The organism is Rhizobium sp. MHM7A, assembly GCF_005862215.1.
GTDB classification, from domain to species: Bacteria; Pseudomonadota; Alphaproteobacteria; order Rhizobiales; family Rhizobiaceae; genus Rhizobium; species Rhizobium bangladeshense.
This window is the reverse complement of record NZ_VCHT01000027.1, coordinates 21,443-42,198: the sequence shown is the minus strand read 5'-3', so window position 1 is coordinate 42,198 and position 20,756 is coordinate 21,443. Positions and strand designations below refer to the sequence as shown.

At 61.2% G+C, this 20,756-nt stretch carries 19 protein-coding genes; 3 read left to right on the top strand and 16 right to left on the bottom strand.

All coding sequences use genetic code 11. The features are described from left to right. Window positions 1–451: 451 nt before the first annotated feature. A complete protein-coding gene (locus FFR93_RS38295) occupies window positions 452–2,392 on the top strand; it encodes a M23 family metallopeptidase (protein ID WP_138396971.1) in 1,941 nt (646 codons plus the stop codon). Window positions 2,393–2,442: 50 nt separating this feature from the next. On the opposite strand, the gene clpB is transcribed toward FFR93_RS38295, so the two are convergent. From clpB to FFR93_RS38265, 6 genes are all read right to left on the bottom strand, one after another. After that, complete coding sequence (gene clpB / locus FFR93_RS38290; RefSeq protein WP_064713717.1) at window positions 2,443–5,043, bottom strand: ATP-dependent chaperone ClpB; 2,601 nt, start codon at window positions 5,041–5,043, stop codon at window positions 2,443–2,445. Window positions 5,044–5,296: 253 nt separating this feature from the next. Continuing rightward, window positions 5,297–6,019: a DUF4167 domain-containing protein gene (locus tag FFR93_RS38285; RefSeq protein WP_064710592.1), complete on the bottom strand. Its 723-nt coding sequence runs from the start codon at window positions 6,017–6,019 to the stop codon at window positions 5,297–5,299. Between the two features lie 342 nt (window positions 6,020–6,361). Next, on the bottom strand, window positions 6,362–7,222 hold the full coding sequence (prmC, locus tag FFR93_RS38280; protein ID WP_138396970.1) for a peptide chain release factor N(5)-glutamine methyltransferase: 861 nt from the start codon (window positions 7,220–7,222) through the stop codon (window positions 6,362–6,364). Further along, window positions 7,219–8,298 (bottom strand): peptide chain release factor 1, encoded by a 1,080-nt coding sequence (gene prfA / locus FFR93_RS38275; RefSeq protein WP_138396969.1) that lies wholly within the window; start codon window positions 8,296–8,298, stop codon window positions 7,219–7,221. The genes prmC and prfA overlap by 4 nt, the downstream gene beginning before the upstream one ends. Window positions 8,299–8,326: 28 nt before the next feature. Then, window positions 8,327–10,594 (bottom strand): phosphoenolpyruvate--protein phosphotransferase, encoded by a 2,268-nt coding sequence (gene ptsP, locus FFR93_RS38270; protein WP_138396968.1) that lies wholly within the window; start codon window positions 10,592–10,594, stop codon window positions 8,327–8,329. 89 nt (window positions 10,595–10,683) lie between these two features. Continuing rightward, window positions 10,684–11,958, bottom strand: coding sequence for an aspartate kinase (locus tag FFR93_RS38265; protein WP_064710596.1), 1,275 nt, complete (start codon window positions 11,956–11,958; stop codon window positions 10,684–10,686). 293 nt (window positions 11,959–12,251) lie between these two features. Here FFR93_RS38265 and ubiG point away from each other — a divergent pair, with 293 nt between their 5' ends. Next, a complete protein-coding gene (ubiG, locus tag FFR93_RS38260) occupies window positions 12,252–12,998 on the top strand; it encodes a bifunctional 2-polyprenyl-6-hydroxyphenol methylase/3-demethylubiquinol 3-O-methyltransferase UbiG (protein WP_138396967.1) in 747 nt (248 codons plus the stop codon). Window positions 12,999–13,059: 61 nt separating this feature from the next. Here the strand turns inward: ubiG and FFR93_RS38255 are convergent, their stop codons facing one another. The 4 genes from FFR93_RS38255 to FFR93_RS38240 are packed head-to-tail and all read right to left on the bottom strand — an operon-like array spanning window position 13,060 to window position 15,420. Continuing rightward, the gene (locus FFR93_RS38255) at window positions 13,060–13,488 is read right to left on the bottom strand and encodes a DUF1178 family protein (protein WP_138396966.1); all 429 of its coding nucleotides are present in this window, start codon (window positions 13,486–13,488) and stop codon (window positions 13,060–13,062) included. Further along, window positions 13,485–14,342, bottom strand: coding sequence for a carbon-nitrogen hydrolase family protein (locus FFR93_RS38250; RefSeq protein ID WP_064710599.1), 858 nt, complete (start codon window positions 14,340–14,342; stop codon window positions 13,485–13,487). The genes FFR93_RS38255 and FFR93_RS38250 overlap by 4 nt, the downstream gene beginning before the upstream one ends. An 11-nt stretch (window positions 14,343–14,353) precedes the next feature. After that, window positions 14,354–14,611 carry a glutaredoxin 3 gene (grxC, locus tag FFR93_RS38245; protein ID WP_138396965.1) on the bottom strand — a complete coding sequence of 86 codons (258 nt, stop codon included), beginning with the start codon at window positions 14,609–14,611 and terminating at the stop codon, window positions 14,354–14,356. Window positions 14,612–14,643: 32 nt separating this feature from the next. Next, a complete protein-coding gene (locus FFR93_RS38240) occupies window positions 14,644–15,420 on the bottom strand; it encodes a ComF family protein (protein WP_138396964.1) in 777 nt (258 codons plus the stop codon). Window positions 15,421–15,496: 76 nt separating this feature from the next. On the opposite strand from FFR93_RS38240, the gene FFR93_RS38235 reads away from it, so the two are divergent. Next, complete coding sequence (locus tag FFR93_RS38235; protein ID WP_138396963.1) at window positions 15,497–16,381, top strand: methyltransferase domain-containing protein; 885 nt, start codon at window positions 15,497–15,499, stop codon at window positions 16,379–16,381. Between the two features lie 15 nt (window positions 16,382–16,396). On the opposite strand, the gene FFR93_RS38230 is transcribed toward FFR93_RS38235, so the two are convergent. The 6 genes from FFR93_RS38230 to FFR93_RS38205 form a co-directional block, all read right to left on the bottom strand. Further along, on the bottom strand, window positions 16,397–16,564 hold the full coding sequence (locus FFR93_RS38230; RefSeq protein ID WP_138396962.1) for a Flp family type IVb pilin: 168 nt from the start codon (window positions 16,562–16,564) through the stop codon (window positions 16,397–16,399). An 80-nt stretch (window positions 16,565–16,644) separates the two neighbouring features. Beyond that, window positions 16,645–16,962 (bottom strand): hypothetical protein, encoded by a 318-nt coding sequence (locus FFR93_RS38225; protein ID WP_064710604.1) that lies wholly within the window; start codon window positions 16,960–16,962, stop codon window positions 16,645–16,647. Window positions 16,963–17,087: 125 nt separating this feature from the next. Further along, window positions 17,088–17,501, bottom strand: coding sequence for an 8-oxo-dGTP diphosphatase MutT (gene mutT / locus FFR93_RS38220; RefSeq protein ID WP_064710605.1), 414 nt, complete (start codon window positions 17,499–17,501; stop codon window positions 17,088–17,090). Continuing rightward, entirely contained in the window at window positions 17,498–18,304 is an 807-nt protein-coding gene (locus FFR93_RS38215) for a GNAT family N-acetyltransferase (RefSeq protein WP_138396961.1), read from the bottom strand. The genes mutT and FFR93_RS38215 overlap by 4 nt, the downstream gene beginning before the upstream one ends. Next, entirely contained in the window at window positions 18,285–19,526 is a 1,242-nt protein-coding gene (argJ, locus tag FFR93_RS38210; RefSeq protein WP_138396972.1) for a bifunctional glutamate N-acetyltransferase/amino-acid acetyltransferase ArgJ, read from the bottom strand. The genes FFR93_RS38215 and argJ overlap by 20 nt, the downstream gene beginning before the upstream one ends. Before the next feature lie 112 nt (window positions 19,527–19,638). Next, a complete protein-coding gene (locus tag FFR93_RS38205; RefSeq protein ID WP_064713727.1) occupies window positions 19,639–20,520 on the bottom strand; it encodes a peptidylprolyl isomerase in 882 nt (293 codons plus the stop codon). Window positions 20,521–20,756 lie beyond the last annotated feature (236 nt).

Below are 20,756 nucleotides of genomic sequence, written 5' to 3'. Positions count from 1 at the left end.
TGAGTTTCTTCAGAACGAGAGACTTCGTCGCCAGCAGCGCCGCCGCCCTCGTCAGTGAGTGGGCTTATAGAACTATCACCTTTTCCAAGTCAACAGCGCTTTTCGAAAAAAATCATTTTTCTCTCAAGTCGTTGTTTTTCCTAAGCGAGTTTCCGCGGGCCTGACAATGCGATCCTTTCCCGGATTCTGACCTGTCCTCCACGAGGCCAGGAGGAGTGAACATCCTTCGACTTTTCGTGGAAAGAGCGCTGTTTCGTCTCTCGCGCCCCGACATGATCACAATCTGCTGGTCTTTACGGACACATGATTCACACAGGCAAATGCGTGTAGCCTGCATTTCCGGTGCATGATTTGACTTCAGTGCCCAAAATATGCACATCTTTCGCCCCAGCCAGGATGGCCGAGAAATGCTCCCAGAGACGTCAAATGTAAGGACGCGGATCCGACTGCCATGATGACGGAGAAAATGATGATCCGCTCGTTGGGCAACGAGCCTCCGCTTCTGGCCGACGGCAGACGTGCGCCCGATAAGCGCGAAGTTTCGTTGCGCTGGCTCTCGGGCACGTTCCTCACCGGTATCACATCCTCTGTCCTGATGGGCGTCGCCCTTTTTGCCGCCCTCGACGGCCGCCAGCAGCTGGCGATTCCTGCCGAGGCCTATGCGAGTGCTGCCGCAGAGGCGCATGTGGATACGACGGTGGTCCGTGGCGGCAGGCTGATCGCGCCCGCCATCGCCGCAAAACCTTCCGACCGGGCGATCATGGAAGTTTCGACCGTCGTCCATGACGGCGAGAAGGAGGTCGTGCGCCGCCAGCCGTTCGCGCATGTGAAGATGACGCTGGCCGCTAACCATGTGGCGACCGAAGACTACCCGGATTTCGATCCTCTGGCGATCTTTTCCGCCGACGAACCTCAGCCCGCTCCGCAGAGCCGCACCGGCGCAATTTATGGCTCCGATGTCGAATCCGAAGTCAGCCTGAAGACCATTCCCTTCCCGACCGGCAAGCCCGGCATGAAGATGGCCTCTGGCCTTTCGCTCGAGGAGGTCGAAGAAAACGTCCGCTCCAACGGCTCCGTGCTGACCGACGGCAACACGCAGCTGGCGGCTCTCTACTACGTCGATCCACGGCGTTTCTCTAACGAGGAAGCCGATGTTGATCTGACCGCCGGCCTGTCCGCCCGCGTGCTCGAGCAGAATATGACGGTCTCGGCATCGGAATCGATCACGCCGCAGACCGAGGAATTCGCGGACGATATCCTCCCGGTGCGCGTCGATGCACCGATCGCCAAGGCGCTGACTGATTCAGGCTATCCGCAGCAATATGCCGACGGAATTGCCGGCTTCATCGCCCAGCAGCTGGGAACCAGCGATCTCGAAGAAGGCGACGTGCTGCGTATCGGCATCATCCAGAAGGGTGAACAGGCAAAGATCATCCGGGCCAGCGTTTATCGCGGAACACGCCATCTGGTCACCGTGGCTCTCGACGACAAGGGCAAGTATGTGCCCGGCAGCGAGCCGCCGATGCTGGACGCCATCGCTACGGCCTTCGACGACAATACCTTCGCTCCGCCGCCCGGACAGAACCTCCCGCGCGTCTATGACGGCATCTATCGCGCCGCCCTTTCCTACGGCATGACCAAGGATATGACCGCGCTGATCATCAAGCTGCTCGCAAGCAATGTCGATTTCCAGGCGCAGTTGAGACCGACCGATAAGCTGGAGGCATTCTTCTCCGTCGCCGACAGCACCGGCCAGGCGACGGAAGATTCCGAACTGCTCTACGTCAATGCCCGTTTCGGCGATACGCAGACGCGCTTCTATCGCTTCCAGGATCCCGACGACGGCACGGTCGATTATTTTGACGAGAACGGCAAGAGCATCCGCCAGTTCCTGCTGCGCAATCCGGTTCCGAACGGCATTTTCAAGTCGGGCTTCGGCATGCGCCGCCACCCGATCCTCGGTTTCGCCCGAATGCATACCGGCGTCGATTGGGCAGCCCCCCGCGGCACGGCGATCATCGCCGCCGGCAACGGCACGGTCGAAAAAGCCGGCTGGGATTCCGGCGGATATGGCAACCAGACGATCATCCGCCATGCCAACGGCTATGAATCCTCCTACAATCACCAGAGCGCCATCGCCAAGGGCGTCGTTCCCGGCGCGAAAATACGTCAGGGCCAAGTGATCGGCTGGGTCGGCACGACGGGTGAATCCACCGGCCCGCACCTGCATTACGAGCTGATCGTCAACGGCACCAAGGTCGATCCGTTGCGCATCCGACTCCCCGGCGGAAAATCGCTGCAGGGCCAGGCGCTGGCGAAATTCGAAGACGAGCGAAAGCGTATCGATACGCTGCTGAACAACCAGACGCTGGATCAGGTGGCGAGCAAGTAGTACGAAAATGGCGGCCGAAGCCGCCATTTCCCATTCCTCGACAAAATAGATTAAGCCGCTGCGCTCACCGTCTGCCGCGTGCTGAACTGGAGCCGGTCCGAACCGTTGGTCACCTTGACAGTCGATCCGTCCGGCACCTGGCCCGACAGGATCTGCTCGGCCAGCGGGTCCTGCACGAACTTCTGGATCACCCGCTTCAGCGGCCTTGCGCCGTAAATCGGATCGTACCCCTTGTTCGCCAGCCAATGGCGAGCTTCCTCGTCGAGATCGATGACGATCTTGCGTTCGGACAGCAATGCTACCAACCGCTTCAGCTGAATGTCGACGATTGCACCCATCTCCTCGCGTTTTAGGCGGTGGAAGAGGATGATCTCATCGATGCGGTTCAAGAATTCCGGCCGGAAATGCCCGCGCACGACGTCCATCACCTGCTCGCGAACGGTGTCACTGTCATCGCCGTCCCTAAGCTGCGTCAGATATTCGGCTCCGAGGTTCGAGGTCATGATGATCATCGTATTGCGGAAGTCGACCGTCCGCCCCTGGCCGTCCGTCAGGCGTCCGTCATCAAGCACCTGCAGCAGGATGTTGAAGACGTCGGGATGCGCCTTCTCGATCTCGTCGAACAGCACGACTTGATACGGCCTGCGGCGCACGGCTTCCGTCAGCGCTCCGCCTTCATCGTAGCCGACATAGCCGGGAGGCGCGCCGATCAGCCGGGCGACGGAGTGTTTCTCCATGTATTCCGACATGTCCATGCGCACCATCGCCGTCTCGTCATCGAAGAGGAAGCGGGCGAGGGCTTTGGTAAGCTCCGTCTTGCCGACGCCGGTCGGGCCGAGGAAGATGAACGAGCCGATCGGCCGGTTCGGGTCCTGCAGGCCGGCACGCGCGCGCCGCACCGCCCGCGACACGGCCTGAACCGCATCGCCCTGGCCGATCACCGATTTCGCCAGCTCGTCTTCCATCCGAAGCAGCTTGTCGCGTTCGCCTTCCAGCATCTTGTCGACCGGAATGCCGGTCCACCGGGAAACGACATGGGCGATATTGTCGGGGCTGACCACCTCCTGCACCATCGCCCCGCGCTCGCCGTCCTGCTTCTCGGCTTCGACCAGCTGCTTTTCGAGATCCGGAATGACGCCGTAGGTCAGCTCGCCGGCGCGCTGGAATTCACCCTTGCGCTGGGCGATCGCCAGCTCGTTGCGGGCATCGTCGAGCTGCTTCTTGAGATCGGCGGCGAGGCCGAGCTTCTGCTTTTCCGCCTGCCAGCGGGCCGTCAGCGCATCGGCCTCCTCTTCGAGCGCGGTGAGTTCGGTCTCCAGCCGCTTCAGCCGGTCGGCGGAAGCCACGTCGGTTTCCTTCTTCAGCGCCTCGCGCTCGATCTTCATCTGAATGATGCGACGGTCGAGTTCGTCGAGCTCTTCCGGCTTGGAGTCCACCTGCATGCGCAGCCGCGCTGCCGCCTCATCCATCAGATCGATCGCCTTGTCGGGCAGGAAGCGATCCGTGATATAGCGATTGGACAGCGTCGCGGCCGCGACCAACGCCGCATCAGCGATGCGCACCTTGTGATGCTGCTCGTATTTCTCCTTGAGGCCACGCAGGATCGAGATCGTATCTTCCACCGTCGGTTCGTCGACGACGACAGGCTGGAAGCGGCGGGCAAGGGCCGGATCCTTCTCGACATGTTTACGATATTCGTCGAGCGTGGTGGCGCCGACGCAATGCAGCTCGCCGCGCGCAAGCGCAGGCTTTAGAAGGTTGGAGGCATCCATCGCTCCATCGGCTTTACCGGCGCCGACCAGCGTGTGCATCTCGTCGATGAACAGAATGATCTCGCCGTTTTCCGCCTGGACTTCGTTGAGAACAGCCTTCAGCCGCTCTTCGAATTCGCCGCGATATTTCGCACCCGCAATCAGCGCGCCCATGTCGAGCGCCATCAGCTTCTTGTCCTTGAGCGATTCCGGCACGTCGCCGTTGACGATACGCAGAGCCAGACCTTCGACAATCGCCGTTTTGCCGACGCCCGGCTCTCCGATCAGCACCGGATTGTTCTTGGTGCGGCGCGACAGGACCTGGATGGTGCGGCGGATCTCGTCGTCGCGGCCGATCACCGGATCGAGCTTGCCCTCCCGGGCTTCACCGGTGAGGTCGCGGGCGAATTTCTTAAGTGAATCGAAGCCCTGCTCGGCACTGGCCGAATCTGCCGTCCGTCCCTTGCGGATATCGTTGATGACCTGGTTGAGACCCTGGGCTGTCACACCTGCATTCTTCAGCGTCGAATAGGTAGAGGCCGAGGATTCGATCGCCAGCGCCTGCAGCAGACGTTCGACCGTGACAAAACTGTCGCCAGCTTTCTTGGCCGCCTCTTCGGCGGTCGAAAGCACCTTGGCGAGCGGTTGCGCCAGATAGATGTTGCCGTTGCCGCCCGATATCTTCGGCATCTTGGCAAGAGCCGCGTCATTGGCAAGGCGAGCAGCCTTGGCATCGCCGCCGGCACGCTCGATCAGCGACGCCGCCATGCCTTGATCGTCATCGAGCAGGACTTTGAGCACATGTTCGGGTGAAAATTGCTGATGGCCCTGCGCCAGCGCGTAAGTCTGTGCCGACTGGATGAAACCGCGCACCCGCTCGGAATATTTCTCGATATTCATATTCTACCTCCATTGATCGCCCTGCCCTTACGAGGCGCAGACCGATGATTGAGATCGACCCCCTCAAAAGGCAGGCCGCGCTTGACCCATTTGGGATTTGGGCGAAGCAGTTCGAGGAGAATATGGTACCCGGCCCGAAGAGTTTAAAGAGCCCGGAAAATGAAAATCCCCGGCGGAAGGCCGGGGATTTTCAAGCAAATTCGAGTAGATGACCTGAGCCCTCGGCTTTTCCTGAAGCGAGGACCGATATCTCTTATTCCGATGCGACGTCCGCCAACACAGGCGCCTCGGCGGAAGTGCTCTCGCCCTCGCTAGCTGCATCGCCCTCTGCGCCGCGACGCGGCCGGCGGGGACGATTGCCGGCGCTGCGGCGGCGGGGTTGCCGTTCGCGCGGCTGACCGGCGGAGCCTTCCTCGTCCATGGCCACCTCGGCGGGAATACCTTCGATCTCCGGCTGGGGCCCGGTTCCGTCGATGACTTCGGGCTGGGGTGCCTGGGCAGGCGCCGCGGCGGCGGGAACCGGCTGCGGCTGTGCCTGCGGTTGGTGCTGCCTGCTCTGCGGCGGCTGGACGACAGCGACATCATCGCCGTCATTTTCGTTGTTATCAATGTCGTCGCTGTCGCGATCCGCCGAGTCGCGGTCATTGAAGTCGCCGCGGTCGTCGCGCTGGAACCGCTCCTGCATCTGCGCCTGAGCGCTGGCGATGATGCGATTGTAATGTTCGGCGTGCTGAAGATAGTTCTCGGCCATCACGCGGTCGCCAGAGCTCTGGGCATCACGGGCAAGCTGCGCATATTTCTCGGCGATATGCTGTGCGGTACCGCGAATCTTCACATCCGGACCGGAGCTGTCATAGGTCCGAGTCAGCGGATTGCCGCCCTTGCGGTTGAAATTGTTGTTATTATTTCCGCCGCCGCCGTTGTTATTGTTGTTACCACGCCCTCGACCGCGCTTGTTTTGCTGTCCTGGCCTCATAGATCGTTCACCTGAATTCTCTGTTTGTGATGGATACATGGCACCAACCGCCATGACCGGAAAACCGGGTCAGGACCTTTGTGCCGCGAGCATACTGCGCCTCTGCGCCGACCTGCCGCTTGGTTCTCAAGTCAGTTTGACTGATTCACGCGTTGGGTCGTGTTCAACCGTTGAAACTCTCGTTAAAAGAGCGGACCCCCGAGGCAAACCAAGTACCGAACGAATCTCGTTCATTCCTATCTGCCCAACACGTGTCCGCAACCTATATTGCTTCCCTGGGAAATCCAAGCCTTTTCTTCGCAATAACAATAATGTCCCGTTCAATGGCGCAATTATCGCCGTTTACGCGAGCGCGAACACGAGCGCCCTGTCGTTCTGGCCATAATCTTTCACGGATTTGAGGCACCTGAAGCCCTTCGCTTCGAAGATCGCCGTCACATCGTTTCGCTGATCGTAGCCGATTTCCAGTCCGAGAACCCCATCGGGCCTCATGAACCTTGCCGCATCCTTGGCTATGGCTTTGTAGGCGTCAAGCCCATCCGGGCCGCCATCCAGCGCTGCAACCGGATCAAATTTCGTCACTTCGGGAGCGAGATCGTGAATGACCTTGGAGGCAATATAGGGCGGATTTGAGACAATCGCGTGAAAGGAGCCATGGATGTTGTCGAACCATCTCGACTGTATGGCCTGAAAGCGATCCTGCAACCCGTTTCTTTCCGCGTTTGATCTTGCCGTGCCTAGGGCATCCGCCGATATGTCGCTGCCGACACCTGACGCATCGGAACACTCACTCAGAAGCGCAAGGCATATCGCCCCGGTCCCGGTTCCTATGTCCAGAATATGGAGATGATCGTGGATCTTTGCAAGGTCCTGGAGATAGGGAAGCACCGTATCGACCAGGATTTCCGTATCCGGCCGCGGCTCCAGCGTCTCCGCCGATAGGCAAAGCGGCAGGCCGTAAAATTCCCGCTCGCCAAGAATGCGATGCACAGGCTCATGGTCAAGCCGCCGTTCCATCGCCTTAAAAATCACTTCGATCTGCTCAGGTGAAAGCTTCTCGGCCGATCGCGTCAACAGCTCGGTCGACGACTGTTTCAAAAGGCCTGCGACAAGCAGTCGCGCATTGGTTGCCGCATCGACGATGCCCGCCTCTGTGAAACGACGGCGCGCTTCAGCAAGCATATCGGCAACCGTCGCGCTCATTGTGGCTCGCCGAGCTGCGCCAGCTGGCTTGCCTGGTAATCGGCCATCAATGCATCGACGACCTCCTCGATCTCGCCTTCCATCATCCGGTCGAGCTTGTAAAGCGTCAGATCGATGCGGTGGTCGGTTACCCGTCCCTGCGGGAAATTATAGGTACGGATGCGTTCCGAACGATCGCCGGAGCCAACCTGGCTCTTGCGATCGGCCGAGCGCTCGCTGTCGGCCCGTTGCCGCTCGGCATCGTAGAGCCTGGAGCGCAAGACCTGCATCGCCTTGGCGCGGTTCTGATGCTGTGATTTTTCCGAGCTGGTGACGACGATGCCGGTCGGCAGATGGGTGATGCGCACCGCCGAGTCCGTCGTATTGACGTGCTGACCGCCGGCGCCCGAAGAGCGCATCGTATCGATGCGGATATCTTCCGGCCGGATTTCGATGTCGATCTCCTCGGCTTCCGGCAGCACTGCCACTGTGGCGGCCGAGGTATGGATGCGCCCGCCCGCTTCGGTCTCCGGCACGCGCTGCACGCGGTGCACGCCGGATTCGAATTTCAACTTGGCGAAGACGCCCCGGCCTGTGATCGTCGCGATGATTTCCTTGTAGCCGCCGGCCTCACCCTCGCTTGCCGAGAGCACTTCCACCTTCCAGCCTTTTTCCGAGGCGAAACGCTCGTACATCCGGAAAAGATCGCCGGCAAAAAGCGCAGCTTCCGAGCCGCCGGTGCCGGCGCGGATTTCCAGGATCGCGCTCTTTTCGTCGGCAGCGTCCTTCGGCAGAAGCAGGATCTGCATTTCCTGCTCCAGCGCCTCGATCCGCGCTTTTACTTCGGGCAGTTCGAGCTCGGCGAGATCGCGCATCTCGCGATCGACCGATTTGTCCTCAAGCAGCGTTTCGAGATCGGCGAGCTCGGCGCCAGCCTTCTCATAGGCGCGGATCTTCGTGACGACGGGCTGCAGCTCGGAATATTCGGATGCGAGCTTCACATAGACATCGGCGGCTGGACCAGCCGACATGCGCGCCTCAATCTCGCCGAAACGGCGTTCCAGCTCGCGCATCTTTTCAACGGGAAGCTTCGCCACCCTTCACTCCGATTCTTCTTATATTTGTCTAAAGGGGAATATTGTGGCTCTCGGCGAAGCGGGCAAGCACCTCGCGCATCGGCTCCGTGCTGCGATGATCGTCGAGCACTTCGTCCATCACCTTCGCCAGCGCCCCGACATCAAGCCCAAGCAGCATCGCCTTCACCGGCCCAATCGAGGCGGGTGACATCGAGATCGCCCGAAAGCCGATGCCGAGCAGCGCCATTGCCGAAAGCGGCTTGCCGGCAAGCTCGCCGCAGAGCGTCACCGGCGTCTTGTTCCGATCCGCCCCGCGCACGATATCGCGTAGGATCCGCAAAAACGGCTTGCCGAGTGGATCGAAGCGATCCGACACCCGCGCATTGCCGCGATCGACCGCCATAGAAAACTGGAAGAGGTCGTTGGAACCGACCGAGACGAAATCGACCGCCTCCATCAGTTCATCAAGCTGCCAGAGCAGCGCGGGCACCTCCAGCATCGCTCCGAATTGCAGCTTGCGCGGCAGCCCGTGCCCGAAGCGCGACAGATGCTGCACTTCCTTCTGCAGGAGTTCGCGCACCATCTTCAGCTCGGAAACCTCCGTCACCATCGGCACCATCAGCTTCAGCTCGGTATCGGCCGATGCCTTCAGCAGGGCGCGCAGTTGGGTGCGCAACAATCCCGGCCTGTCGAGCGACAGCCGGATCGCACGCCAGCCGAGTGCGGGATTTTCCTCTTCGTGGCCACGGAAATATGGTACGACCTTGTCGCCGCCGATATCGAGTGTGCGGAATGTGACAGCGCGGCCCGCCGCCTGCTTGATCACATTACGATAGAATTGCTCCTGCTCTTCCGCCTTCGGCATGGTAGAGGCGATCATGAATTGCAGCTCGGTGCGGAAGAGACCGATGCCCTCCGCACCCGATTCTGAAAGCTGCGGCAGGTCGACCAGCAGGCCGGCGTTCATCATCAGCGAGATCCGCTGGCCGTCCTTGGTAACCGGCTCGATGGCGCGCAGTGCCCGGAACTGCTCCTGCCGCCTGGCGCGGAAGCGCACCTTTTCCTCGTAGGAGCGCCGATGATCGGCCATCGGCCGGAGATGCACATGCCCCTCATCGGCGTCGATGATCACGGCATCGCCATTCTCGGCGAGCGCTACAACGCCCGCCGCCTGGCCGATGACGGGAATGCCCATGGCGCGCGCGACGATCACCACATGGCTCGTCACCGCCCCTTCCTCCAGCACCAGTCCGCGCACATTGGCCCGGGGATAATCGAGCAGCTCGGCCGCCCCCATGGCGCGCGCCAGAATGACCGCATCGTTCGGAAAGCCTTCGGCGGTCGTCCGGCCTGTATAGCCCGTCAGCTGCCTGAGCAGTCGGTTTGCCAGATCCTCGAAGTCATGCATGCGTTCGCGCAGATAAGGGTCGGTCAACCGCATCATCCGCGCCTTGGTGTCGCTCTGCACCTTTTCGACCGCCGCTTCTGCCGTCAGGCCGTTACGGATCGCCTCTTCGAGCTTGCGCACCCAGCCCTGGTCGTGCGCGAACATACGATAGGTTTCGAGCACCTCGCGATGCTCGCCTTCCATCGACACGTCACGGCGCGACAGCATGTCGTCAATCGAGATCCTCAGCGAGCCCATGGCCTCCGCCAGCCGCCGGATCTCCTTCTCCGCATCCTCGTTCAGCAGGTTGGTGACGACGATGCGCGGCTCATGCAAGACGACGTAGCCGAGGCCGATGCCGTCGTTGTAAGTATCGCCGTCGATCGTCACTGATCGTGTCAGGTCGAGTTCGAGGCCCGGTTTGGTGATCTTCTTGAGCTCGCCGGTGGCGATCATCTCGGCAAGCACCATCGCCGTCGTTTCGAGCGCTTCCACCTCCTCGTCGCGATAGTTGCGGCTCGCCTTGTTCTGCACGACGAGAACGCCGAGCGAGCGCCCGGTTCTCAAGATCGGCACACCGAGGAAGGAATGGTAGATTTCTTCACCCGTCTCCGGCAGGTAGCGGAAGGCCGGATGCGACTGCGCGTCGGAAAGGTTCAGCGGCTGCGCCGAGGCGGCGATCGTGCCGACGAGGCCCTGCCCCATCTTCAGCTGCGCCAGGTGCACGGCTTCGCGGTTGAGGCCTTCGGTCGCATAGAGTTCAAGCACGCCGTCGGCGCGCAGCACATAGACGGAGCAGACTTCCGCCACCATATTGCCGGCGATCTGGCGGACGATTCGGTCAAGACGATCCTGCGGCTCCAGCGGCTCTGCCATCAACTCGCGCAGCCGCCTGAGCAGCACGCGCGGACCGCCGGAAAGGTCTCTCATGGCGTTTCAAGCTCCCGAAACAACGCACTCAGTCCCGGCAGGCCGGCCCTCGTCTCCTCAACCTGAAGGGGCAGGCCGCCCACTGGGAATCAATTCTTATCCAGACCGTAGCAGGAATGCAAAGTCCTGACAGCGAGTTCTGCATAGGGACCGTCGATCAGGATGGAAATCTTGATCTCGGAGGTAGTGATCGCCTTGATGTTGATCCCTTTTTCGGCAAGTGCACGAAACGCGGTCGCGGCAACGCCGGCATGGCTGCGCATACCGATACCGATGACGGAGACTTTAACCAGGCCCGATTCGTTCTGCACGACATCGTAGCCGATCTTCTCCTTATGGTCGCCGAGCACCTTGATCGCCTTCTCCACGTCGCCAGACGGCACGGTGAAGGTCATATCGGTCTTCGATCCGTCCTCGGAAATATTCTGGACGATCATGTCGACATTGATATGGGATTCGGCAAGCGGCCCGAAGATCGCGGCGGAAACGCCCGGCCGGTCGGCAAGACGGCGAAGCGAGATCTGAGCCTCATCCTTGGCATAGGCGATGCCGGTGACTACTTCCTGTTCCACGATTTCATCCTCGTCACAAATCAGTGTTCCGGGCGGGTTCAACAGATCGCCCATGCCCGGAGCATCGGGATCTTCGAAAGACGAGCGCACGAAGGTGCGCACCTTGTGCACCATGGCAAGCTCGACCGAGCGCACCTGCAGCACCTTGGCGCCGAGCGAGGCCATCTCAAGCATTTCCTCAAAGGCGATCTTCTTCAGCCTGCGCGCCTGCGGCACGATGCGCGGATCGGTCGTGTAGACGCCGTCGACATCGGTATAGATATCGCAGCGATCCGCTTTGACAGCGGCCGCGATGGCGACGGCCGACGTGTCTGAGCCGCCGCGTCCGAGGGTGGCGACGCGGTTGTCCGGCCCCAGCCCCTGGAATCCGGCAATGACGGCGACCTGCCCCTCGCCCATCCGCTTGATAATGTCGGAACCGTCGATCTCGAGAATCCGGGCCGCACCATGCGCATTGTCCGTGCGGATCGGGATCTGCCATCCCTGCCAGGACCGCGCATTGATATCCATCGCTTGCAATGCGATCGCCAGCAGCCCCGAGGTCACCTGCTCGCCGGAGGCGACGACCGAATCATATTCCCGAGCATCGTAAAATGGCGAGTTGGCGCCGATGACCTTGGGCATGCCCTGCACCCAGCCGACCAGTTCATTGGTCTTGCCGGACATTGCAGAGACGACCACCGCCACCTCGTGGCCGGCATCCACTTCGCGTTTCACATGGCGGGCAACGTTCTTGATGCGGTCCAGGTCAGCGACGGACGTGCCGCCGAATTTCATTACGATGCGTGCCATATGCCTCTACCACGACTTGCGCCGGAAAGCGGAAAACCGGACCCGGCATAACGAAGCCCAGGGGTGACCGGTCGGTGAAAGAGCCAGATCCCAGATTCTGGAACCGCTCTAATGCCCAGGCCCCCAAAGGCCTCAAGTTGCGGCGTCTCTTAGCGAGTTTGGCGGGGGGAGGCAAGCGTGGGCGATAAAAGCAGTTGCCTGGCGGTTCCGCACCCGTCCGCCTCCTGATCTCAGCCCCTTGACTTATGTCACCGATCGTCCGACTTCAGATCTCACGAACGAAGGAGCGGACGATGACAGAAGGCGCCAGAAGCACGATCGACCAGGGCGAAGTGGACCGCTTCTCGGCGATGGCGGCGGAATGGTGGAGCCCGACCGGCAAGTTCAAGCCGCTGCACAAATTCAACCCCGTCCGCCTCGCCTATATAAGAGACAAGGCCTGCGAGAATTTCGGCCGTGATCGGAAGAGCCCGCGCCCGCTCGAAGGTTTGCGCGTGCTCGACATCGGTTGCGGCGGCGGCCTGTTGTCCGAGCCTGTTGCCCGCATGGGCGCCACCGTGGTCGGCGCCGATCCTTCCGAAAAGAATATCGGCATCGCCTCGACCCATGCGAACGGTTCCGGCGTCTCGGTCGACTACCGCGCCGTCACTGCCGAGGAACTCGCCGATGCCGGCGAGACTTTCGATATCGTCTTGAACATGGAAGTGGTCGAACACGTCGCCGACGTCGAGCTCTTCATGAGGACCTGCGCCAGAATGGTCCGCCCGGGCGGCCTGATCTTCATCGCCACGATCAACCGCACGCTGAAGGCGGCGGCGCTCGCCATCTTCGCCGCCGAAAACATCCTGCGCTGGCTGCCGCGCGGCACCCATCAATATGAAAAGCTGGTGCGCCCGGAAGAGCTGGAAAAGCCGCTCACGGCAAGCGGCCTTGAGATTACCGATCGAACCGGCGTCTTCTTCAATCCGCTGTCCAACCAGTGGAACCTGTCCAAAGACATGGACGTGAATTACATGCTGCTGGCGAAGCGGACGGTATAATTCCCGCAGCCAATGCTACATTTCAGCATCTGCTCCCGCAGCCATATGCACTGACTGCATCTCAGTTTACGTCCTCAGGCAAAACGGGAATGGCAGCAATCTCGATGCCTTCGTCGACGAGCGCCTGCGCCTCGTCGACGGTTGCTTGGCCGATGATGCCCCGGGCGTCCGCCTCGCCATAATGGATCTTGCGGGCTTCCTCGGGAAATTTCGTGCCGACATCCTCGGAATTGGCCTTGACGGCCGCAACTGCTTCTTTCAGCTTTTGCAGGGCCTCCCGGCGCATGGCATCCATCGCCAACGTCTGCCTCTCATCCTTCTTGCGCGCGGTCGACACCGAGGGCGCCATCAGGAGCTTGGACACGGCGGCGGAATGGCAGACCGGGCAGGTCAGGAAGCCGCTCGCGAGCTGGCGGTCGAAATCGGCGCTTTCTGAAAACCAGCCTTCGAATTCATGCGCATTGTCACAGGTAAGGGAATAGCGGATCAAGCGGCGACGCCTCCTGCGACTGCCCCCGCGATCTTCTCGACCGAGAATTCCCGACCGTTCCTCAGGTTCGGGATCTTGTCATGGGCGGCCTTGACCGCGCTGGGATCGATCTCGGCAACGATGACCGCCTCGCCTGTTGCGCCGGCCGAGGCCAGCACGGTGCCCCAGGGATCGATGATCATCGAGTGGCCGAAGGTCTCGCGCCCGTCCTCGTGCCGGCCCGCCTGCGCTGCGGCAACGACGAAGACGCCGTTCTCGATCGCCCGTGCTCTCAACAGGATTTCCCAATGCGCCTCACCGGTTTGCTTGGTGAAAGCGGCAGGAACCGTCATCACCTCGGCGCCGGCAACGGCCTGAGCGCGGAAAAGCGCCGGGAAGCGGACGTCGTAGCAGATGGCAAAACCCATTTCGGCAAAGGGCAGCGACAAGACGCGTGCCTCCGAGCCCGCGGTATAGGCGGCGCTCTCGCGCCAGCTCTCGCCGTTGTCGAGATCGACGTCGAACATATGAATCTTGTCGTAGCGATTTAGAATCCGGCCGTCAGGACCAAAGAGGAAGCCGCGATTGGCAATCTTGCCATGGGCGAGCGCGATCGCCGTCGAGCCGACATGCATGTAGATGCCGAGTTCCCTGGCAAGCTCGGAGCCCGTCTTGACAATGATATCGTGCGTCTCGTCGGCAAGCACGGCGCGTGCCGCATCGCGGTCACGCTGCAGCATGCCCGTCATTTCAGGCGTCTGCACATAGGTCGCGCCCTGCGCTGCAGCCTCGCGCACCAGCCGCGCCATGGCGGCGGCATTCCTTGCGGGATCGACCCCGGAGCACATTTGAACAGCGGCGGCCTTGAAGCTCATCGGATCTTCCTTCAGGCCGCCAGCATCGGGTCGAGCTTGCCGGCTCGATCCAGCGCGAAGAGATCGTCACAACCGCCTACATGCTCGGCACCGATGAAGATCTGCGGGAAGGTCGTCCGCCCGTTTGCCTTGCCGACCATCTCCTGGCGTAGATCCGGCGAATAGGTGGCGTCGTGCTCGACATATTCGACGCCCTTTTGTTCGAGCAGGGACTTGGCGCGGGCGCAATAGCCGCAGAACTGCCGTGTATAGATCGTGACGGGTACCATGATATCTCCAGACGAATGCCGGGTATTTTCTGTCATATAGGCTCGGAAATGGCCCTTGCAAAGGTTAAAACTGTGATATCCGCCGCACCCGCCTTACGCAGCGTCCGGCTTGCGGCGGCGACCGTTGCCCCAGTCGTATAGACGTCGTCGACGAGCACGATACGCTTGCCGAAAACGTCGCTCTCGCAGCCTTTGGCAATCGCGAAAGCACCTCTGACATTGTCCTCGCGCGCCTTGGCGCCGAGGCCGACCTGCTGGCTGGTGCGCTTGAGACGGATGAGCGTGGAGGCAAGCAGCGGTTTGTCCGATAGCCTCGCCACATGGCGGGCAAGTTCGGCAGCCTGGTTGAACTTACGGACCAGCATGCGAGTGCGGTGCAGCGGCACCGGGACCAGCGCGTCGCAGCTTTCGACCGCACCGTCGGAGGCACGCAGCATCCAGCCGGCCATCATCGGCGCCAGATCGGTGCGATCGCGATATTTCAACCCGTGAACAAGATCGCGGACCGCATGGTCATGCGTCGCCGCCGACCGCAATCGGTCGAAAGGCGGGGGATTGGCGATCGCCTCTGCGCTGAGGATGCCGGCGCCGAGATCATGCGAGAAGGGAATGCCGAGCACTTCGCAATAGGGCCGCTCGATGAAGCGGATGCCGGACCAGCATTTCGCGCACAGCCCACGATGGCCGCCGGTCGAAATGCCGCAGACGGAACAGGCGGGCGGATAGAGAAAATCGGCAAGCGCCGAAAACGGTCGCAGGAGATGCGCCCGGAGCAAATCCGCCGGTCTTTCGGAGTGGATCCGTTTCATAAGGTCGAGACTAGCCTGTTCTCTTCGAAAGGAAAATCGCCTTGCCGCTGCAGCCAGCCGGGACTATGGACATACCATGGAAACGATCTTCGATAGAGCCCTGATCGCCGCACACCGTCATCGCGCGCTTGTCAATAATGACCTGAAAGCCGCCTTCCTGCTTGAGATCGCAGCCAAGGAAATGGCCGAGAGGCTTGTTGTCGTCGAGCGGCGCTTCGAAACCGCCGTTGAATTGCATGGCACAACCGGTGCAGCCGCCCGCGCGGCAATGGCGACGGGCAAGATTGGCACAATGATCCGCGTCGAAAGCGAGAAGGCCTATGCGGGCCCGGGCGAAACCCTTGTCGAGGCGCCGCTCGAGGAGGTGCCGCTTGCGCCGCAATTGGCCAACCTCATCCTTGCGCCGCTCAGCCTGCATCTGACCAACGACACGCCTGGCGTTTTCATCCAGATTCGCCGCGCTCTGAAGCCGGACGGCCTGTTCCTGGCGGCCATCCCCGGCGCCGGCACGCTGCAGGAGCTGCGCGACGTGCTTTTGGCTGCCGAGCTCGAGATGACGGGCGGCGCAAGCCCCCGCGTCATCCCCTTCGCTGATGTGCGCGATATCGGCAGTCTGATGCAGCGCGCCGGCTTCACCCTGCCGGTGATCGACGCTGAGAACTATACGGTCCGATATGACTCGCTCTTTCCGCTGATGCGCGATCTCAGGGCGATGGGCATGAGCAATCCGCTTGCCGCCCGTAGTCGCATGCCGCTGACGCGGGCCTTCTTCCTGCGCGCCGCAGAGATCTACGCCGAGCGATATTCCGATGCCGATGGACGCATTCGCGCGACATTCTCGATCATCTATGTCTCCGGATGGGCTCCGCATGATAGCCAGCAGAAGCCGCTTCAGCCGGGCTCGGCCAAAGCACGTCTTGCCGACGCCCTGAAAGTGGACGAACACAAGCTCAGGCAGTGATCATCGGCAGCTTCTTCAATTGACGGTGATATTGTTGGTGACCATGTTGAAGAGGTTCTGCAGGCTGCCGGTGAAGATGCCGAGACCCGAGACAAGCGCAGTGCAAATGATGGCGGCGATCAGGCCGTATTCGACCGCCGTCGCACCTGTGTCATCTGCAAGAAATGCTTTCCAAAGACGCATTACCCAACCCTCTGCGTGAACGCCTGCAACGATCAATTCCACGGCCACCGGGCGATGGCAGTCATTCCAAGCAACCGGCTTCAGCAGCCGGCGCCGACGCCGTAGCCCTGGACGACGCAGACGGAGCCGGGCGTATCCTGAAGGACGCTACGGCGAATCGTATAGTGCTTGCCGCTTTCGTTCTTCGGAATCGACCCGGTTGTGATCGTATCGAAATCAACCGGCGCGCTCGCAAAGACGCTTTTCTTGGAGGAATCCGCAAGCATCGGGGTCAGGATCAGCGTTAGCGCGACCACTGCCGTGCCAAAGAGAAGGGCGATATTGAGCGCGCCCGTCCTGCGCGAGGCAGACGCAGCCCGTTCCTTTTCCCGGACAGCTTTCCAGAAATCATCGTCCATGACGTCAAGCCTTTTAAATACGCACGCCAGATGCTTGATTGAGGCTGATCTTTGGCAGAAGGTGTTAAACGATCCATTAATATCCACAGCGGAAAACGCGGCTGCACAACAATAATCAGCTAACGCTAAAGTAAATCCTGCAACATCGGGATAAGCGGCTCGTCGGCCGGCGGCATAGGGTAATCCCGAAGGGCCTGCGCGCGCACCCATTTCAAAGCCTGCCCTTCGCGGCCCTGGGCAATGCCCTCATAGCGCCGGCAGATATAGAGCGGCATCAACAGGTGAAACGTCTCATAGGAATGGCTGGCGAAGGTGAACGGCGCCAGGCAGGCGATCTTGGTCTTGATGCCGAGCTCTTCCTCGAGTTCGCGCACCAGCGTCTCCTCCGGCGTCTCGCCGGGTTCTACCTTCCCGCCGGGAAATTCCCAGAGCCCGGCCAGCGACTTTCCCTCGGGACGTTGTGCCAATAGGATACGCCCGTCGGCATCGATCAGCGCACAGGCGGCGACCAGCAATATCTTCCGACCTGCCTCGCTCATCGCGACTCCCGCTGCCAATAGCAATAGTGATAGGCGCCGCGAAAACCGAGGCGCTCGTAGAGCGCAATGGCCGGACGATTGGAAAGCTTGACCTGCAGCCAGGCCGAGCGGGCGCTGCGCATGCGCGCCCAGCGCAGCGCCGAGGTCAGGATTTCGGTGCCGAGCCCCTCGCGTCGACGCGTTTCGCAGACCGAAAGCGACATGATGCCGGCAAGATCGTTGTCCTGGACGCAGAGCACGGTCGCAAGCGGTCCCTCCACTGCATTCTCGATCATGAAGAGCCCCGACGGCGGCTTGATCGCCGAAATGATTTCGGCAAGCGCCGGTTTCAGGCTCGGCGGCGCCCCGTCGACCGCCAGGTTGGCATCGACGAAACGGCCGACGTCATGGGTTGGCAGGTGATCGAGCGTATCCGGCAGCTCAGCCTCGGCCAGATTGCAGGTCATCACCACGGTCTCGTCGAACCGTGTCCAGTTCTGGGCGCTGAGAAGCTCGATCAGCACCGGCGACGCGAGCGGCGTCTGGCGGACGACGGCGGCGCGGCCATAGGCCTCGAATTTCCGGCTCGCCTTTTCCAGACGGATCTCGACATCGCGATGATCCGAGGGATCGAGCGGCACGATGGAATTCAGCCGGTTGGACGGATGGCCCGCGGTCAGCCGCACCTGCCAGCTGCCGTCATATTGCACGGATGCCGCCGGCCAGGCGCGAAAGCCGACGGCCTCCAGCCTGCGGACCAGCGGCAGATTCTGCGAAGATATGGATGCCTGCACCAATGGACGATCAGCTCCGATAGTCGCCATTGATCGCAACATATTCCTTGGTGAGGTCGCAGGTCCAGACGGTTGCCGATCCAGTGCCGAGGCCGATATCGACTTTGACGGGGATATCCTGTGCCTTCATCACATTCGAGGCTGCTTCCTCGGAATAGTCGGGATCGCGCTCGCCATTGACCGCGACCCTGATATCGCCGAACCAGATGGCAAGCCGGTCGCGATCCGCCATCTCCCCCGATTTGCCGACGGCCATGACGACACGTCCCCAGTTAGCGTCTTCGCCCGCAGCAGCCGTCTTGACCAGCGGCGAGTTGGCGATCGACAGCGCGATGCGCTTGGCGGCGGCATCGCTCTCGGCGCCGGTCACGGTGATTTCCAGCATTTTGGTGGCGCCTTCGCCGTCACGCACCACCTGCAGCGACAGATCCTTCAGCACTTCGTTCAGGGCTGCCCGGAAAGCGGCAAGACGCGGATCATCGGCGCGGTCGATGTGCGGCTGGCCGTCTTCGGCCGCCGCACCCGTCGCAAACAGCATCAGCGTGTCGGAGGTGGACGTGTCGCTGTCGACGGTCATCGAGTTGAAGGTCGGCCCGACACCGTCGGACAAAAGCGCCTGTAGCGCTGCGGGCGCGATGTCGGCATCGGTGACGATGAAGGAGAGCATCGTCGCCATGTCGGGCGCAATCATGCCGGCGCCCTTGGCAATGCCGTTGATGGTCACGGCGACGCCGCCGATCTCGGCGCTGCGGGTCGAAACCTTGGGATAAGTGTCGGTGGTCATGATCGCCTTGGCGGCTTCGAACCAGAAATCGCCGGTCGCCTCGGCCTGCATCCTGTCAAGGACGCCTGAGAATTTGGCGGCATCGAGCGGTTCGCCAATGACGCCGGTCGATGCGAGATAGATCTCATTCTCGCTGCAGCCAATTGCCGCAGCAGCCGACTTCGCCGTCAGCGCTGTGGCCTGGCGGCCCTTCATGCCGGTAAAGGCATTGGCATTGCCGGAATTGACCACGACGGCGCGTGCAGTCCCGTGCGGCAGGTTCGCACGGCAGAAATCGACCGGCGCCGAAGGGCATTTGGAACGGGTGAAGACGCCCGCGACCGATGCCGGCTTGTCGAAGACCATCATCAGCACGTCGGTGCGGTTCTTGTACTTGATGCCGGCCGAAGCGGTCGCCATGCGCACGCCGCGCAGCGAAGGCATCGGGACGAAGGATTTCGGGGCGAGCGGCGAAACGGAACCGGACATGATGAAACCTGCCAATGAGCATTTCCCGGCGACTGAAGAACCGGCTCGCCGTCCGGAAATGCGACAACAACGATAACGAAGGGCCCGGAAGAACCGGGCCCGGATGCGGATATTACTGCTTCGGCGCCGGCTGGGCGGGTTCGGCGCCGGGCTCCGGCTGCTTGTTGGCCTCGTCGTAACCCTTGCGTAGCGCCTCGTCCGAGATCTCGATCTTGGCAGACGACTTGGCCTGGTTGAGGAGGGCAAGATACTTGTCGCGCATGACGAGCTGACGAACCTGGTCCTGCACCTGGTCGAAAGGCGGCGGCGGAGCGTCGCGCTTGTCCTCGACCTTGATGACATGATAGCCGAAATCGGTTTTGACGGGCGTCTTGGAATAGGTGCCCTTCTCGAGCGCGAAGGCCGCGTCCTCGAATTCCTTGACCATGCGGCCGCGCGAGAAATAGCCGAGATCGCCGCCTTCCGACTTGTTCGGGTCGGTGGATTTCTCCTTGGCAAGTTCGGCGAAATCCTTGCCGGCGTCGAGCTGCTTGATGATGTCCTTGGCTTCGTCCTCGGTCTTGACCAGGATGTGGCGGGCGTGGACTTCCTCCTGCTTCGGCAGGGCTGCGACCTCCTTGTCGTAACGAGCCTTGATTTCTTCAGGGGTCACGGTGTCGACGACGTGCTTCTTGAAATAGGCATTGTGCAGCTCGCGATCGGAGAGATACTGCATGCGCCTCTTGAATTCGTCGGTCTGATCGAGCTTCTCCGTCGTAGCGCCGGCCGCAAGCAGCTTCACATCGATGGCGGCGGACAGGGCTGCGACCTTCTTTTGGTCGTCGGGAAGCTGTGCCAGCTGCGGATCGAGGTTGGCGACGGCGAGATCGAGTTCAGACTGGTGGATCTCAAGATTGCCGACCTTGGCGATGACGGCGTCCTCTGCATGGGCCGGAGCCTGGAATGCAACGAAAGTTGCAAACGCCAGCGTGGCGAATTTATTGGTGCTCAACATCAAATAACCCTTCACAGTTACATCGCCGGCTTCAGCGTCGCCTATTCCAGCTCAAAATAGCCATCAACACCGGATTGTGGCCTTTCTGTATCCGCCAAATCCGTTGACATCATTCGACCCCCCTCTTATCTGTCACGCAACCTCGCGTCCAGAACAGTTTCCGGGCGTTTCAAAGGCGTGCGCCTGATTTTCGGCTGGGCCGCGGACAAGAAGCGTGGCGGATGAATATTGAGAAA